The following is a 14,635-nucleotide window of genomic DNA, read 5'->3' on the forward strand; positions in this document are numbered from 1 at the left end:
CTCTTTATTCGGTAGCAGTTAGAAAGAATTTAATAGGCTGCAGGGCAAGGCAGTGTTTCGTCATCTTCTCCGAGTTGTTTGGCATAAATTAAAGCTTTCACTTTTTTGGAAGGAATTTTTTTGCTTCCTAAAGCATCATATTGATTTAAAACGGTGCTAACCTCTTGTGCTTGTATTGCAATACCTTCACAACACATAAATGTAGCAATCACTTTGTGATCAATCCCTGCCGCGTGCAAGGTTTGCATGATTTTGATATTTTCCGTACGAATCAAATGTTCTTTGATATACATTTTGCACCTCGTTTTTATTTTGCTCATTTTATAGTGCGCTTTGCACATCTATTTACAAGCAAAAAACGTGCACAAATTGTAGTCAGTTTGAAAGATAATTCATAAAAATGTCACTCGCACAAGTGATACGAAACGGTGTGTAACTGAAATAGAGAGGTATGCGCTAAATACACTGTAATTTATGGGCTATGAGTGTCTGATTCACTTTTTGTTTTTGTTCATCTGCTAGATAATTTTGATAAGTTGTTATAGCACCAGATTGCTTCGCGCTATAAATCACTGCATAAATGCGTGCACCTTGCAGAATAATTTCATATTGCCCTGTATTGCGTCCGTAATTACGTTCGTTAAAAAAAAGGTGCTGTTCATAAGGACGATCTTCTGCCATTTCAATATTTTCAGTTTTTATATAATGCAAAGAAATGGGCTTTAAATAAGGAAAATACATCAGTTTTATTGTTTGCGCATTTTGGGCTGGGGCAACCAAAACAAAATGATGTTGTTGATCCGCTGCAAGACATTCCATGTATTGAAGAGTTGGCGCGGCAATTGCAATGGATGCAAAACTTGACAAGATGATGCCGTAAATCAGGTGTTGTATTTTCATTTTTAGCCGACATACTCGTAGAGGAGGAATAAAGCGTATAAATAAAATACATCTCCTTAAAATTATGCGCAATCGTGATTGAAATGCGGAAAATAAACACCCATATTGAATGATAAACAAGGGCAAAGATACTTGTACTGTGATGAATGATTTTACGCAATGCAAAAGTCAATGCTAAAAAGACAAATAGGAAATGATATGAACATTGCGGCAAACCCAGTGGTAGAAGCAGATCAAACTGTATATTTAAAAGACTATCAAAAACCTGTATTTCTGGTTGATTCGATCAATTTAGATATTCAGGTGTATGCAGAACATACTCAAGTGGATGCCAATTTGGTCATGAAACGCCAGACTGACGGTGATTTGGTCTTATTGGGGCGTGATTTAGAGCTGAAGTCTATAAGCTTAAATGGTCAGGTTTTAAATGTGAGCAATTACACTTTAGATAGTGAGCAACTTGTTATCCATAATGCACCAAATGAAGTCATCTTAGAAACATCAGTGATCATTCATCCCGAATCAAATACGCAGCTTGAAGGCTTATACCAAGCAGCATCAGATTTGTATGTAACACAAAATGAACCAGAAGGTTTCCGTAAAATTACATTCTATCCAGACCGTCCTGATGTTTTAGGAGTATTTACGACGCGTGTAGAGGCCGATAAAAAATATCCAGTGCTTCTGGCCAATGGTAATTTGCTTGAAACAGGTTCGGTTGGCGAAGACCGCCATTTTGCGATTTGGCAAGATCCAACCAAAAAACCAAGCTATCTTTTTGCTTGTGTGATTGGTGATTTAGCTGTTTTAAAAGATCGATACACGACTTCTGAAGGACGTGATGTGGCTTTGGAAATTTATGCTGAAGAAAAAGATATTCCAAAATGCCATATTGCGATGGAAGCCTTAAAACATTCGATGCGTTGGGATGAAGAACACTACGGTCGTCCATATGATCTAGACAATTATATGATTGTTGCCACCAGTGCTTTCAATATGGGCGCAATGGAAAATAAAGGTTTAAATATCTTTAATACTTCATGTGTACTGGCTGATGAAGAATACACAACAGACGCTGCAATTATGCGTGTGCAGTCGGTCATAGCGCATGAATACTTCCATAACTGGACAGGTAACCGTATTACTTGCCGTGACTGGTTCCAATTATGTCTAAAAGAAGGCTTAACAGTTTTTCGTGATCAATCTTTTTCGGAAGATTTGCAATCGGCAGCCGTGCAACGGATTGATGATGTCGCTGTACTTAAAGCACATCAATTCCCAGAAGATTCGGGCCCATTGTCTCATCCACCGCGTCCTGACCATTTTGTAGAAATTAATAACTTTTACACAGCTACTGTATATGAGAAAGGGGCTGAAATTAACCGCATGATGGCGACCTTATTAGGAAAAGAAAAATTCCGTAAAGGCACAGATGAATATTTCCGCCGTCACGATGGTCAAGCTGTAACAGTTGAAGATTGGGTTGCTGCATTAACTGCGGGTTCAGGTGTTGATTTGTCAAATTTTTTGACTTGGTATAATCAACCAGGCACGCCAAAACTTGAAGCGATAGGTGAGTATGATACTGCGGCACAAACCTATCGTTTGAGTTTTAAACAAAGCCTTAAAGCCCATGCGAAATATCCGAACTTAAAAGCAGTTCCAATTCCTGTGGCTCTGGCATTATTCAATGCGGAAACAGGTGAACAATACACGCTGCAATCTGATGCATTATTTGAAAATAGCGTCAAAGATGGTGTGTATTTGTTCGATCAAGAACTAGCGAGCATTATCTTTACAAATGTAACAGCTAAACCTGTCGTGTCTTTGCTTCGTAATTTCTCTGCACCAGTCAATCTTGAATTTAACTATTCAGATGAAGAATTGGCGTTCCTGATTCAGTATGAAACCAACGGCTTTAACCAATGGCAGGCAACACAAACCTTGTTAGAGCGCGTTTTATTGAATGATCATGATGCAGCAATTTATGTTCAAGCCATTAAAAATACGTTGCCTGCACTTGTCGAAAAAGATCCTTTACTGGCTTCACGTTTGTTTGATGTTCCGAGCGAAGGTTATTTGGGTAGTCGTATTGATGAAAACTATAATCCTGAGGTAATTCAAGAAAAGCGTAATGCATTATTAAACACCTTGGCATGTGAATTAGGTCAATTCTGTAAAGAAATATACTTAGCTTTAGATCCTGATTTGCAGAAAGATTTTTCACAGGCCATGGGCGTTCGGGCATTGAAAAATATCATGTTGATGATGTTGGCACGACAAGGTGATACGGAAGCATTTGATTTGGCTTACCGTCAATATACCAGTACGACCAATATGTCTGAGCGTTTAGGGGCTTTACGTGTTTTAGTCTGGAATGATGCACCACAAGCTTCAACTGCTCTCCAAGACTTTTATACGCGCTTCAAAGATGAAGCACTTTCTCTTGACCAGTGGTTTACAGTGCAAGCGTCAAATCCGAGTGCAACTGCAGAAAGTATTCAAACTTTGATTAATCATCCAGATTATGATTTGGGAGTACCAAACCGAATTCGTGCTGTGAGTGGTGGTTTAAATAGCAACCCTGTAAATACTTGGAGCTTTGGTGTTGACCATTTTGTAGATTTGGCCAAGTATTTAGATGAAAAGAATCCAATTTTAGGTTCACGTTTATTACAGGTTTTATCTCGTTGGTATACTTTAGCCGAACCCCAACGTTCACATGTATTGGCATCTTTAGAAGCCTTAAAGCCACAAGTGAAATCTAAAAATGTGGTGGAAACTTTAAACAGTATGCTGAGCATCTGATAAAAAATTCTAGAGTTTAAGCTGGTTCAGGCTATTTTTCAGCAATGGGAAATAGCCTTTTTATTGGTTTCATTAAAATTAAAAATAGAAACACTGAATAAATGTAGCAATATAAGATATTTATTTACTTGAACTTTTTTCTTCTGAAAATAATTGAAAAAGACATTTAGATAATTTTGTCATAAAAAATGATCAATTAAATACTTCTTCTACATATTTTCTTCATAATTTGTTAACTTTCTGTTACATTTCGCCAGATTTCTTTAAAAGAGTAATAAAAATGAATAAATTATTAGTTGCCTCTATGATTTCTGCAACAATGCTGATGACAGGTTGTGCAAGTATTATTAAGGGGTCGACTCAAACGCTAACGTTTACCAGCGTTCCAGATTCAGCCAAAATTGAAATTAAAAACCGCGCAGGGCAAAGTGTACATGTTGGGCAAACACCTACTACAGTAAGCTTGAAAAAAGGTGCTGGTTATTTCAAACCAGAAGAATATCAAATTACTTTTAGTAAAGATGGGTTTACACCGAAAACCGTGACAGTAAAAGGCACAGTTAGTGGCTGGTATTTTGGTAATATTATTTTTGGTGGGCTAATTGGTTTGTTGGCAGTAGATCCAGCGACAGGTGCTATGTACAGCTTCACACCAGAGGATATTAACGCAGTATTAGAAGCTAATAATACTGAAAAAATGCCTAAAAATGACAAAGCCTTAGCAGTGGTATTTACAGATCAAGTGCCTGAAGATGTAATGGCACGTGCAATTCAAATTAAAAAATAAGGCTGTTTTTAATACGTAAGTTCTGAATTTTGCTGAATAGATATATAAAAAATCCCTCGACGTCGAGGGATTTTTTAACTTTAGACTTTTACAACAAGAACTGGAATAGGGGATTGAGTAAGTACGGCCTGTGCAACACTACCGAGCATCATCTTTTTGAAACCAGTACGACCATGTGAACCCATAATAATTAAGTCAGCACTAACTTCATCTGCAATTTGGATAATGCCTTCTGCGGCGGAAACGCCACGAATTACTTTAGTGTCAACCTCTATCTCATCTCGAATGAAGGATTGTTTAATATCTGCCAAACGCTTTTGGGCATTTTCTTCTGCTTGCATGAAATAATCGGTAATTGCTGGAGCAACTTTGTAAAAGTCGACGCCGACAAAAGGGTCGACAGCCACGACACACATAACCGTTACGCGACAATTCAGGAGTTTTGCTAAAGAAAGTGCTTGCTCAACAGCGGTATATGAAATTGGAGATTCATCGACAGGTACTAAAATATGTTGATAAGTCATGGGTGCACACCTTCGATTATGATTATAAAAAACTTAGCTTTCTGCATTTGTAAAATTTAAAAGTATCCTTAAAAGATACTTCTATAAGCACCCACCTAAAAGTAGGTGCTCGATTTATTGGCTTATTCTTTTACAATTAAAACAGGCAGATGCGTACCACGAAGTACATCTTGTGCAAAACTACCAAGTAAAAACTTTTGGAAGCCTTTGCGACCATGTGAACCCATCACAATTAAATCAGATTTTTTCTCTTCAGCAGCTTGAACTACACCTTCAGCAGAAACTTGTCCTTTAATGATTTGTGTTGTTGGCTCAACACCTTCTGCTTGAGCAAAAACAATGGCTTCTTTTAGGGCTTTTTCAGCATTGGCATAAGCTTGTACAAAGTATTCTTTCATAATGGCAGAAGAATAATAAAAGTCGACTTCTGTAAAAGGATCTTCTGCAACAAGGCTAATCAAAGTCAATTCGCTGCCAAATGCTTTCGCAATAATCGCGGCTTGTTTAACTGCGGAAAATGAAATTGCAGAGCCGTCTACTGGAACTAAAATATGTTGGTAAGACATCGGATTTACTCCTGTTGTTTATCATTATTGCTACTTATTTATAGATAGCACATAGTCGGATTGTGATCAATTTATAAAATGAAAAAACAGCGTAAATTCATTCAATTAATTAGAGATTTTTAATCTTTCTCAAGGCTTTCTAAAAGCTAGTAAGTTGAGTGTTTTTATCAGATTTATCAGGAAAGGCTTAATCAAAATGGAATGGTTTTTTTCATTTTTTATGATCGAGTATTATTTTTTCGCTAAAATACGCTTGCTGAAAAAGATTCTTTAAAACACATCATTATGAAAATATTTAAAAACTGTGGAATTGCTCATGTATAAAAAGACAATTTTTATCATTTTAAGCTGTATTTTGGTGTTGTTAACGGCATGCCAAAATACTCAAAAAAGTAGCAAAGTTATTGCACGAAGTTTTAATACGGCCACAGAAATACAGAAAAGAATGTTGGATAAACATGCACCTAAAAATGTGTTGATCTATTCAAATATTGAGTATCTAAAAGATCCAAAATTAGGACTCGATCTATATCAACCTGAAAATATTGAAGAACTGGGTTTAAGACCGACAATTATCTGGATTCATGGTGGGGGATGGATTTCTGGTTCAAAAGAAAATGCTCGTGGATACTTTAAGTTGCTTGCTGCACAAGGTTTTAATATTGTATCAGTCGAGTACCAATTTGCCCCTCAAGTGATTTATCCTAATCAGTTATTGCAAATAAATCGGGCACTTAAGTTTATTAGTAAGCATGCTGAGGACTATCAGATTGATGCCAATCAACTTTATATGGCAGGTGATTCAGCAGGTGCTAATTTAGCAAGTCACTACGCAGCGTTGCTTACAAATCCTCAATTTGCCCGAGAATCAAATTTTGTACCTGCAATCCAACCGCAACAGTTGAAAGGATTAATTCTGCATTGCGGTATTTACGATATAGCCTCTTTTGTGACGACAGCACCTGATGAGCATAAAATTATAGAATGGGGTATTTATAGCCTCGTTAAGGCATACACAGGGGAGCGTAAGGACGATGGCGCTTTCTTAAATGAAATATCGCCAATAAAGCATCTAACTGCAAATTATCCTCCAGTATTTATTAGTGGAGGTCATAAGGACTTTTTAACAGCGACTCAATCTGTTCCTTTCGTTGCCGCATTAAAGCAGCATGAAATACCTGCAACTGCTGTGTTTTATCCTGAAAGTAAAGAGCCATTAGTTCATGAGTATCAATTTTTTATGGGGTTAAAAGCCAGTCAGCAAACTTTTGATCAAACCATTTCTTTTATAGAACAATTCAGTAATTTGGATGCCTCATCGTAGAAAAACTCTATAATCCGTATCTATGAACTGTTAATCTGCATCCAGAAAATTTGGTGAAGTAACACAAGCATGAATGTCCTACTGTTAGCTTATGCCATGTTGGCTTTGGCAATTGTTTCTGAAGTCACGGGTTCGGCATTTTTAGTGAAATCTGAGGGTTTTACAAAATTAGGACCTAGTTTATTGGTCGTCGTGTTTTATGTCGTTTCTTTTTATTTGTTATCGCAAGTAATCAAAACTATTCCTTTGGGAATTGCTTACGCAATTTGGGGTGGTGTTGGTATTGTATTGACGGCTTTAGTCGGTTTTTTTGTATTTAAACAAACTTTGGATTTACCTGCTTTAATTGGAATCGGCATGATTGTGGGTGGAGTAATTGTTATGAATGTTTTCTCAAACTCAATTGGGCATTGATACGAAATAATATAAAAAAAGCATACAAAATATGTATGCTTTTTTTATTAGACAGAGCTTATTTTTTGATGTTCAATTTCATAATAAATGCAACGGCAAAACCAAATAGTAGCCCCCAAAATGCAGAACCAATGCCAAAAAACTGAACGCCTGAAGCACTAAATAAAAAAGTCATCAATGCAGCTTCACGATCAGAAACATCATGAAAAGCCAGTGCTATGTTGTGGCTAATGGTTCCAAATAGTGCAATTCCAGCTAAGGCCACAATAAAAATATGTGGAAAAGACATTAAAAGGCTAGTGAGGGTTGCTGCAAATAACCCCATTAAGACATAGAAAAAACCACAACTAATTCCTGCAATATAACGCTTGCTTGGGTCTGGATGTACTTGATCGTCTAAGCTCACTGCGGCACTAATGGCTGCAATATTGACACTATAACAACCAAAAGGTGCTAATACGGTTTGAATGAGTCCAGTGCCACCAATTAATTGATTGACATGAGGTTGATAGCCATAACTTTTAATCATGGCAATGCCAGGTAAATATTGCGAGGCCATGTTAATGACAAATAGGGGAAGTGCAAGACCTAAAATCGCAGACCAAGTAAAGTCAGGTGTCATCCAGACGGGTTGAGCCATACTCCATGAAACTGTGGGGGGATGGAAGTCCAAAAACACGGGGCACAAGGCAATCGCCGCGATCACTGTTAATACGATGCTATAGCGAGGTGTAAGTTTTTTTGCAACGATATAAACGGCTAATAAGGATAGAATAAATTCCCAATCAGTTTTAAGGCTGGCAAAAAGTTCGATGCCGAATTTTAATAAGACACCTGCTAACATTGCGCTGGTTAGACTTTGTGGAATAAGCGTTAGAATTTTTTCAAAAATGCCTAAATAACCTAAAACCGCAGTAATCAAACCACAAACCAGAAAAGCACCGATGGCTTCATTTAAGCTATAACCACTGCCTGTGGCAATGATGAGCGCTAGACCAGCGGTAGACCACGCAGTCGACACTGGGTATTTTAGTTTCCATGATAGAAACATGCCCACCAGACCAATACCAAGCCCTAAAGCCCAAAACCATGAGGTAATTTGTTCGGTACTTGCACCTAAAATTTGAGCTGCTTGAATGACCAACACCGCAGATACACTGATCCCAATTAAAAATGTAATGAAACCAGCGAAGACTGCGGGAATAGAAAAATCTTGAATGAGTTTTTGCATGTATCCGTACTTATTCTATTTTGACCAAAAGTTTAAATATAGGTCTTGCATCATACGCTTAAGCTATATTGGGGAAAAGTAAATATCTTAAAATTAAACGATATTTCACGTTTTAAAGATCATTATTGAAATTTCTTCAACTACAGTGTTGAAAATGCCAATTTCATGCCAAAGCCTAAAAAAGCAAATCCAACGATTGCTACAGCAACTGAAGTGAGGCGATAACGCTGGTTGAAAAATGCTGCAAAACGTACGCCAGAGAAAATCAGAATACTTAAATAAAGCATACTAATGATCTGTAAAATAACAGACATCAGGGTAAAGCTAATCGCTGGGTATGCATAGTTCGGATCGACAAATTGAACGAAGAAAGACAGATAAAACAAAATCGCTTTAGGATTCAGAATACTAATGGTCAAAGCGGTACGATAGGGCTGAGCCTCTTTATAGGTGAGCTGAGTATTGGAACCCTCTAAAGCCTGAGCAGTAGTTCCTTTCCAAGTTCGTATACTTGCAATGATAAGTCGGCTACCCAAATAGGATAAATAAGCTGCACCAACTACTTTTAGAATAATAAACAGCCATGGGAAACTATGTAATAAAGAAGCAGCACCAAAGATGGTACAAAGTATCAGAATGAGATCGCCAGTAAAAACGCCTAAAGCAGCAAGATAGCCTATACGTATTCCAAAACGTGATGCAATGGACATGACATATAACGAATTTGGACCTGGAAGAATAACAATTAAAATTGTTCCAATAATATAGGTACTGAGATCCGTAATGCCAAACACAATATACTCATTATAAAAAGCTCATTTTGCTATTGTAACAAAATGAGCTTAAAGTTTGCGCACTTATGGTGCAGAATTTTTAAGCTTGAATTTCAGCATCCAAACCGAATGATTGTCGTAATAAGGTATTAAGTTGTTCACGTGCTTTAATAAAGCCATCAATACCGCCTTGTAGCAATTGGAAGGCCATTAGATCATGTTCTAAATGGTCTTTAAACGTCGCTTTATCAAGAATGACTGCTTGTTCGGAACTGCTTGTAATTTGGTTTGGGTCGAGCTGAAGTTGTACTTCACGGGTATCAAGTTCTAATTCAGCCAATAAATTAGGAGATACTGTTAACAAATCACAACCTGCTAAACCAAGGACTTGATCGATGCTACGGAAGCTTGCTCCCATAATTTCAGTCTTAATCTGGTGTTGCTTGTAGTATTGATAAATTTGTTTCACAGAGACCACACCCGGATCTTTATCAATAGGATAGCTTTCTACATTTTCAGCTTTTTTGTACCAGTCCAGAATACGACCTACAAATGGAGAAATTAAAGTCACTTTAGCATCAGCGCAAGCTTGAGCTTGATGTAAACCAAACAGAAGGGTGAGGTTACAGTGAATACCTTCAGCTTCAAGTGCTCGAGCAGCTTGAATGCCCTCCCAAGTTGAAGCAATTTTAATCAGAATTCTGTTTTGATCGATACCATAAGCTTTATAAAGTGCTAAAAGCGATTTGGCTTTGGCGATGGTTGCTTCGGTGTCATAAGATAATGAAGCATCCACTTCGGTTGAAACACGGCCTTCAATCAGTTTAAGAATTTCTACCCCAAATTTTACAGTCAGAATATCAATGGTACGTTCAATCAATTCATCAGAAGTATAGCCTTCTTGCTTTGCTTGATCATACGCAGCTTCAATTAAAACTTTATTTTCTGGTTGATTGGCTGCTGCTGTGATTAAAGAAGGATTGGTCGTTGCATCGAGCGGACGAAATTTTTCAATTGCCGCTAAGTCACTACTATCAGCAACGATGGTTGTCATCTTTTTTAATTGGTTTAACGCATTTTGTGTCATTGAAATCTATTTCTTAAAAGTTATATCCGTCATTTAGTTATACCACAAACTTTGCTTAGCCCAAGCAAAATCAGGGCTTCGAGCACATTTAATTCGTATTTTTTTTGTTGTTTCGAATATGTTCAATCAAAAACCGAGCTGCCGCACCAAGCTGACTTTCACGGCTCCAGACTAAATCAACCGAATATTCAAATTTGGGTGAGAAATCTTGGAAATTCAGGATTTTTAATTGTTGTTGCAATGCTGGATTTTCATTGAGCATTTCATAAGGGAGTACACCCCAGCCTAGATTTTGTAAAATCATGGCACATGATGAGTGATGATTATCAGTACGCCAATAATTTTTAGAAAAAAGTAATTCAGGCTTTAAACTTCGGTCACGACTGGCCACAACGATTTGTCGACTTTGCAGTAATTGTTCGTAGCTTATTTTTTCATGTTGAGCGAGAGGATGTTGTTTTGATGCGACTGCAATAAGCGTTTCTCGTTTGAGCTCTACAAATTGTTCACCACTTTGTAATTGTTCTCGCTCAAACATTAATGCTAATTGTGCAGATTGATCGAGCAGCATTTGTAATGCATCTTCTTGAGGTGCCGAAAAAATGTTGATTTGAAGTTCAGGAAAACGTTGCTCGAGTAGCAGAATGTAGTCCGTCCAATGCGTATGGAGTAATTCAGAAACTACCACAATATTTAAATTCGACTCTAGGCCTCCAGCTAAGGCAAAGGCATGTTGTTTCCATTGATTCATTTCAATGAGAAGCTGTTGAGTCTTCTCATATAAAGTCATGGCTTGTGCAGTTGCAATTGGTTCACGACCTTGACGGCTGAAAAGCGTAAGATCTAGATCAATTTCAAGATTCGCAATAGACATGCTAATCGCAGAGGGAACTTTACCCAGCTTTCTTGCGGCTGCTGAAAAAGAACCAGTTTCAATGACGGTTTGGAAAATAATCAGTTGATCTTGGTTTATATTCATTGGCGTATATTTTGCTTAAGTTACTAAAAAAAGTTTCATGGTGAACCTTTCAAAAATATTGAAAGAATCTAACTCGATTAATCAATATCATAAACATAAAATAGCAAACATCTAAGACAAAGAGTATTTTTAAATGTTGATTTCCAAGAGAAGGATTGTTCATGCGTTAAGCTATGAGATCATCCTGTTGGTCATCATTGCCATCGCATTAAGTTTTATTTTTAACATGCCCATGGAAGTGACGGGAAGCCTAGGAATAGCTATGGCAATCACTTCCGTATTTTGGAACATGATTTTTAATCATTTTTTTGAAAAGTTTGAGCAACGCCGTAAATTGCAACGTACTGTTGGCGTTCGTATTATGCATGCGATTGGATTTGAAGGTGGTTTGATGTTAGCCACTATTCCAATGGTAGCGTATGCAATGGACATGACCATCTGGCAAGCCATATTATTGGATCTGAGTTTGACCATGTGTATTTTGGTATATACCTTTATTTTCCAATGGTGTTATGACCATATTGAAATGCGATTAGGGTATTCTCCTGTTCAGCAGTCATAAGAAGTAAAAAAGCCACAAATAAGTGGCTTTTTTTATGTATGGATGCTGAATCGCTTAACAGTAAACTCATTGCAAAAATAAAAAAATTGTATTATTTCAATTGTTTGACGATGGATAATAGTTGATGCATTTGAAGTCAGATCTCAGCTAGATTAAATAGCTTGGTAATCATATCTCAAATGCGGTTTTAGTTGTTTAAATGATCTATCCTATAATCTTTAAAAGTTCGAGTGGTATCTCGGCTTTAATTTTTAAATAAAGAGATCCTAATAACGATAAAAAGAGTATGCAGATGGATTGGACTTACTTATTACAACATTACGGTTATTTTGCCGTCGTCATTGGTTCTTTTTTCGAAGGTGAAACGATACTCATGCTCGGTGCTTATGCCGTACATCAGCATGTTCTCAATTTTTGGCTGTTGATTGTTTCTGCAATGATTGGTGGTTTTATTGGTGATCAGTTGTATTACCAAATTGGGAAACGGTATGGATATGACTTTATTGATCAGCACCCAAAATTAAAACTGAGATTTCAAAAAGCCAGTGTATTAATTGAAAACTATCCAACCTTAAGTATTTTATTGATGCGTTTTGCTTGGGGCTTAAGAACAGTTATTCCTATGATCATTGGGATTAAGCAATACCCAGTTTTGCGTTATATGGCAATCAATCTATTGGCTTGTTTTATTTGGGCATTTGTTATTGTAAGTGTTGGTTTGCAAGTTTCGCATTGGTTGCATCTGTTCTGGCAAGCGGTAGTCCAACATGACGAATATTCAGCCTTGATCATTGTCGCAGTGATTACCTGTATCTTATTGGTTCGTTTTCTCTTTTGGATGGTTTCATTCCTTAAACAATCTAAAGATCATTGAGTTTGCTACAAATAGATCATGAAGTTGAGAGTTAATTGAAGTCTCAGAGGGAAAAAAAGCACTTCCGTAGAAGTGCTTTTTTAGAGGGGGTAAGTCAATTATTTTTCAACAATTGCCGTTACACCTTGACCACCCGCCGCACAAATCGAGATGAGTACGCGACCAGAGCCTTTTTGGTTAAGAAGTTTTGCAGCCGTTGCTAAAATACGTCCACCTGTTGCCGCAAATGGGTGACCTGCTGCCAAAGAAGAACCTTTAACATTGAGTTTGTTACGGTCAATTGAACCTAATGGTGCAGCTAAGCCTAAGCGATCTTTACAGAATTGTGGATCTTCCCAAGCTTTTAAAGTTGAAAGCACTTGTGAAGCAAAGGCTTCATGAATTTCGTAATAGTCAAAATCTTGCAGAGTAATACCAGCACGTTCAAGCATACGAGGAACTGCGTAAGCAGGGGCCATTAATAAGCCTTCTTTTGGTCCATTCTTGCCAATGAAGTCTACCGCAGCAGTTTCAGTAAAGGTTAAATAAGCTAGTACTTCATAACCATTTGCTTTTGCCCATTCTTCAGAGGCAAGTAACACACAAGATGCACCATCGGTTAATGGGGTAGAGTTACCCGCAGTCATGGTGCGTGCATCACCTTTACCAAAAGCAGGCTTAAGTTTAGCCAGTTTCTCAACTGTAGAATCAGCACGTAAGTTGTTATCACGTTCTAAACCTAAAAATGGTGTGATCAGGTCATCAAAGAAACCTTCTTCATAAGCCTTCGCCATTTTTTGATGTGAAGAGGCTGCAAGTTCATCCTGTGCTTCACGCGAAATACCCCATTCCAATGCTGTAATCGCCTGATGATCACCCATTGATAGACCAGTACGTGGTTCACCATTTTTAGGGGCATCCATCAAATCTTTCAGGTTAATTTTGGTTAATGCTTTTAAACGGTCTTTACCTGTTTTTGCGATATTGAGCTCAAGCAATGCCTTACGTAAACCATCACCAAAAGCAATTGGCGCATCTGAAGTGGTATCTACGCCACCAGCAATACCCACTTCAATTTGTCCCAAGGCAATTTTATTCGCCACTTGGAACGCTGCTTGTAAGCCTGTTCCACATGCTTGTTGCAAATCATAAGCAGGAGTTTCAGGTGCTAAAGCAGTATCTAGCACACACTCACGAGTCATATTGAAGTCACGACTATGTTTTAACACTGCGCCTGCGACTACTTCACCTAGGCGCTGACCTTGAAGATTATAACGTTCAACAAGACCATTTAATGCTGCAGTAAACATATCCATGTTTGATGCTGTGAAATAAGCACCATTCGAACGAGCGAATGGAATACGGTTACCACCAATAATTGCAACGCGGCGAGGAGTATTTTGACTCATAATTTTTTCCTGTTGGACAGAAGTTTGAGTTGTAGATTCAGTTTTAGTTGTACTAGGTGCTGCTTTTTTGCGAGGCGAAGAAGTTGCACGTGTACGTGTTGTTTTAGTCGTTGGGGTTGCAGACGTAGAAGCTGTGTCAGTTGTTTTGCGTGTACGAGTACGTGCTTTTGATGTATTTGACACAGTTTCTGCCACAGAATGATCGACTGCTGGATTATCTTGAGTTGTTTTGCTCATAAGGCTTTTCCAAGCATGTTACAGTATTCTTGAGGTGTACATTAACACAATACAGCATAGCTCGAATTGACTACAATGACATTGCAGAATACATTCAGGTCAAGTCATCACTAGATTAACTCAAGTATGATTCAACGGAAACTGATGGGTCTATTGAAATCTACGTCTTTGACATGATATT

15 protein-coding genes are annotated in these 14,635 nt (G+C 37.7%); 6 read left to right on the forward strand and 9 right to left on the reverse strand.

From position 1 onward, the window contains the following. Positions 1–29: 29 nt before the first annotated feature. Both MP622_RS05060 and MP622_RS05065 read right to left on the reverse strand, forming a co-directional pair. On the reverse strand, positions 30–293 hold the full coding sequence (locus tag MP622_RS05060) for a hypothetical protein (RefSeq protein ID WP_016166355.1): 264 nt from the start codon (positions 291–293) through the stop codon (positions 30–32). 163 nt (positions 294–456) lie between these two features. After that, positions 457–900, reverse strand: coding sequence for a hypothetical protein (locus MP622_RS05065; protein WP_243792831.1), 444 nt, complete (start codon positions 898–900; stop codon positions 457–459). Between the two features lie 198 nt (positions 901–1,098). Here MP622_RS05065 and pepN point away from each other — a divergent pair, with 198 nt between their 5' ends. Together pepN and MP622_RS05075 are read left to right on the forward strand one after the other, a co-directional pair. Further along, a complete protein-coding gene (gene pepN / locus MP622_RS05070; protein ID WP_243792832.1) occupies positions 1,099–3,708 on the forward strand; it encodes an aminopeptidase N in 2,610 nt (869 codons plus the stop codon). 280 nt (positions 3,709–3,988) lie between these two features. Next, positions 3,989–4,495 (forward strand): hypothetical protein, encoded by a 507-nt coding sequence (locus MP622_RS05075; protein ID WP_243792833.1) that lies wholly within the window; start codon positions 3,989–3,991, stop codon positions 4,493–4,495. Between the two features lie 80 nt (positions 4,496–4,575). Here the strand turns inward: MP622_RS05075 and MP622_RS05080 are convergent, their stop codons facing one another. Together MP622_RS05080 and MP622_RS05085 are read right to left on the reverse strand one after the other, a co-directional pair. Next, positions 4,576–5,019, reverse strand: coding sequence for a universal stress protein (locus tag MP622_RS05080; protein WP_016166352.1), 444 nt, complete (start codon positions 5,017–5,019; stop codon positions 4,576–4,578). Between the two features lie 122 nt (positions 5,020–5,141). Further along, positions 5,142–5,585: a universal stress protein gene (locus MP622_RS05085; RefSeq protein ID WP_016166351.1), complete on the reverse strand. Its 444-nt coding sequence runs from the start codon at positions 5,583–5,585 to the stop codon at positions 5,142–5,144. 316 nt (positions 5,586–5,901) lie between these two features. Between MP622_RS05085 and MP622_RS05090 the strand changes: the two genes are divergently transcribed. Further along, positions 5,902–6,909 carry an alpha/beta hydrolase gene (locus tag MP622_RS05090; protein ID WP_243792834.1) on the forward strand — a complete coding sequence of 336 codons (1,008 nt, stop codon included), beginning with the start codon at positions 5,902–5,904 and terminating at the stop codon, positions 6,907–6,909. Positions 6,910–6,978: 69 nt separating this feature from the next. Further along, positions 6,979–7,323, forward strand: a complete 345-nt coding sequence (locus tag MP622_RS05095) for an SMR family transporter (protein ID WP_016166349.1) — start codon at positions 6,979–6,981, stop codon at positions 7,321–7,323. A 58-nt stretch (positions 7,324–7,381) separates the two neighbouring features. Here MP622_RS05095 and MP622_RS05100 read toward each other — a convergent pair whose 3' ends face one another. From MP622_RS05100 to MP622_RS05115, 4 genes are all read right to left on the reverse strand, one after another. Further along, on the reverse strand, positions 7,382–8,554 hold the full coding sequence (locus MP622_RS05100; protein WP_243792836.1) for a benzoate/H(+) symporter BenE family transporter: 1,173 nt from the start codon (positions 8,552–8,554) through the stop codon (positions 7,382–7,384). A 140-nt stretch (positions 8,555–8,694) separates the two neighbouring features. Then, on the reverse strand, positions 8,695–9,348 hold the full coding sequence (gene leuE, locus MP622_RS05105) for a leucine efflux protein LeuE (protein ID WP_243792837.1): 654 nt from the start codon (positions 9,346–9,348) through the stop codon (positions 8,695–8,697). Between the two features lie 79 nt (positions 9,349–9,427). After that, positions 9,428–10,414 carry a transaldolase gene (gene tal / locus MP622_RS05110; RefSeq protein WP_044740416.1) on the reverse strand — a complete coding sequence of 329 codons (987 nt, stop codon included), beginning with the start codon at positions 10,412–10,414 and terminating at the stop codon, positions 9,428–9,430. Between the two features lie 88 nt (positions 10,415–10,502). Continuing rightward, complete coding sequence (locus MP622_RS05115) at positions 10,503–11,393, reverse strand: LysR family transcriptional regulator (RefSeq protein WP_151504944.1); 891 nt, start codon at positions 11,391–11,393, stop codon at positions 10,503–10,505. Between the two features lie 133 nt (positions 11,394–11,526). Here MP622_RS05115 and aceI point away from each other — a divergent pair, with 133 nt between their 5' ends. Continuing rightward, positions 11,527–11,955, forward strand: a complete 429-nt coding sequence (gene aceI / locus MP622_RS05120) for a chlorhexidine efflux PACE transporter AceI (protein WP_044740417.1) — start codon at positions 11,527–11,529, stop codon at positions 11,953–11,955. 292 nt (positions 11,956–12,247) lie between these two features. Next, positions 12,248–12,829, forward strand: a complete 582-nt coding sequence (locus MP622_RS05125; RefSeq protein WP_243792838.1) for a DedA family protein — start codon at positions 12,248–12,250, stop codon at positions 12,827–12,829. Positions 12,830–12,927: 98 nt separating this feature from the next. On the opposite strand, the gene MP622_RS05130 is transcribed toward MP622_RS05125, so the two are convergent. Next, positions 12,928–14,454: an acetyl-CoA C-acetyltransferase gene (locus tag MP622_RS05130; protein ID WP_243792840.1), complete on the reverse strand. Its 1,527-nt coding sequence runs from the start codon at positions 14,452–14,454 to the stop codon at positions 12,928–12,930. Positions 14,455–14,635 lie beyond the last annotated feature (181 nt).

Source organism: Acinetobacter sp. PK01 (genome assembly GCF_022819285.1).
Classification (GTDB): Bacteria; Pseudomonadota; Gammaproteobacteria; order Pseudomonadales; family Moraxellaceae; genus Acinetobacter; species Acinetobacter tandoii.